Genomic DNA, 1,539 nt, shown 5'->3' with positions numbered 1-1,539 from the left:
GCCCCATCTCAGTGAGCGCTTCGCACTCCCCCCCCCCCCCCCCCCCCCCCCACGGATTGTTTTCCTACTCAAGTGAATAATTCAAATGACATCCCCGATACCATCGCCCGCGGACGAGCTCCTGAACGGCGAGCCGGCTGACCAGACGGACAGCGATGTGTCCGGTGCCGACGACAAGGCGCCGATTCCAGCCTTCAAATTCCCGTTCAAACCTGGCGAACTGGCAGCAGCCAAAGGTGCCGGCCAACAACCTTGGTACAAGAATGGCGCGAAGAACGGCCATACCAAGACACCAGGCGCCGCGCCTCCCGGCACGCGCCGTTCGATGGGCAAACGCTGATTTCCCCCCAGCGCGGTCGCGGATTCAGTTCGCGACCCGTGCTCCCGTCAGGCTTCCACTCAATTCATAGGCCGTCAGTTCGGCCTGGTGTGCCGCGAGGATCTCCGGCAACGAGCCTCGCAGGTATTCGACCCACGTCTTGATCTTCGCATCCAGGTACTGGCGCGAAGGGTAGATGGCATAGAGGTTCAGTTCCTGGGAACGGTAGTTGGGCATGACCCGTACCAGCGTGCCGTTGCGCAGGCCTTCGATGGCGGCGTACACCGGCAACACGCCCACGCCCATGCCGCTGGTGATCGCGGTTTTCATCGCGTCGGCGGAATTCACCAGGAACGGTGAGCTGTTGATGGTGACCATCTCCTGGCCTTCCGGGCCGTCGAACACCCATTTCTCCAGCGGAATGACCGGGCTGACCAGGCGCAGGCAGGCATGGTTCAGCAGGTCGCTGGGTTTCTGCGGGCAGCCGCTGGCCTTCACATAGGCGGGCGACGCGCAGACGATGCTGTAGGTGATGCCCAGGCGCTGGGACACGAAGCCGGAATCCGGCAACTCGCTGGCGAGTACGATCGAGACGTCGTAGCCCTCGTCAAGGATGTCCGGCACCCGGTTGGCCAGGGTCAGGTCGAAGGTCACGTCCGGGTGTGTCTTGCGATAACGGGCGATGGCATCGATGACGAAATGCTGGCCGATGCCGGTCATGGTGTGGACTTTCAACTGCCCGGCCGGGCGCGCATGGGCATCGCTGGCCTCGGCTTCCGCCTCTTCGACATATGCCAGGATCTGCTCGCAGCGCAGCAGGTAGCGTTTGCCGGCCTCGGTCAAGGCGATGCGGCGAGTGGTGCGGTTGAGCAGACGGGTTTGCAGATGCGCTTCCAAGTTGGAGACCGCACGCGAGACGTTGGCCGTGGTGGTATCGAGTTGCGCGGCGGCGGCGGTGAAGCTGCCGGCTTCGGCAACACAGCTGAACGCACGCATGTTTTGCAAAGTGTCCATGGAGGGCTCTCTTGGGAGGTGCCAAATTGTGGCATGAAGTTACAGAGATGCGGGACCCGACTAATGGATTATCACGATAACGGTAACAAAGATTCGCAGAAAGGTCGGCTTATCGCCGTTGGGGGCGATGCCTAGAATTGCCGCCAGCCCTGGATCCTATGGGAGCGAGCCTGCTCGCGAAACAGGCACCCCAGTTGTCCTCGGTG

General features: G+C 62.2%; 2 protein-coding genes. One reads left to right on the top strand and one right to left on the bottom strand.

What is annotated here, in order from left to right; all coding sequences use genetic code 11:
• Positions 1-85 precede the first annotated feature (85 nt).
• On the top strand, positions 86-340 hold the full coding sequence (locus ACE04F_RS19015; RefSeq protein WP_486109089.1) for a hypothetical protein: 255 nt from the start codon (positions 86-88) through the stop codon (positions 338-340).
• A 24-nt stretch (positions 341-364) separates the two neighbouring features.
• On the opposite strand, the gene ACE04F_RS19010 is transcribed toward ACE04F_RS19015, so the two are convergent.
• Complete coding sequence (locus ACE04F_RS19010) at positions 365-1,333, bottom strand: LysR family transcriptional regulator (RefSeq protein ID WP_434569728.1); 969 nt, start codon at positions 1,331-1,333, stop codon at positions 365-367.
• Between the last annotated feature and the right edge of the window lie 206 nt (positions 1,334-1,539).

It is taken from the genome of Pseudomonas sp. AGC41 (assembly GCF_057334555.1).
The sequence above is the reverse complement of the archived record's forward strand: the minus strand, read 5'-3'. Positions and strand labels throughout refer to the sequence as shown.